Source organism: Rahnella perminowiae (genome assembly GCF_019049695.1).
GTDB classification, from domain to species: domain Bacteria; phylum Pseudomonadota; class Gammaproteobacteria; order Enterobacterales; family Enterobacteriaceae; genus Rahnella; species Rahnella perminowiae.
The window spans coordinates 1-412 of record NZ_JAFMOT010000039.1 but is presented as its reverse complement, the minus strand read 5'-3'; the positions used below and the strand labels follow the sequence as shown (position 1 = coordinate 412).

1 protein-coding gene is annotated in these 412 nt (G+C 41.0%); it reads left to right on the top strand.

What is annotated here, in order from left to right:
• Positions 1-412, top strand: a 412-nt coding sequence (locus tag J1781_RS00170; protein WP_217232994.1) for a hypothetical protein, incomplete at both ends; no start/stop codon positions are given.

Below are 412 nucleotides of genomic sequence, written 5' to 3'. Positions count from 1 at the left end.
TGAACCCACTGCCGAAGAGTATGAGGACGGTTGGGACGAAGTGTTAGAGCATTTCGGTTCATCGGGTGATAACTTCTTGGGTGGAGAAAACTTGCTTGAAAATATGGCATACAAGGTCTTTGAATATAATAGCCCCGAATGTCGAAAACAGGGGATTAATTTTACCTTGCCGATTGATGCAGCCCCATTCGCAGGTTCAGAAACCTTGATTGCCCAAACCCAAGCCGATTATACCAATACTACCGTAATGATGTCAAAACTTCGACCACTTTGGGAAAATGGAAAAATAGACAGTAATGCAACGGGTGTTGAAAAGTTCAAATTGATTAACAAAGATGGCGAAGCGGTTGATTGTGAAATCAGTATCAAACAGGATATGCTGATTGGTTATCTCAAAGATAGAATTCTACAA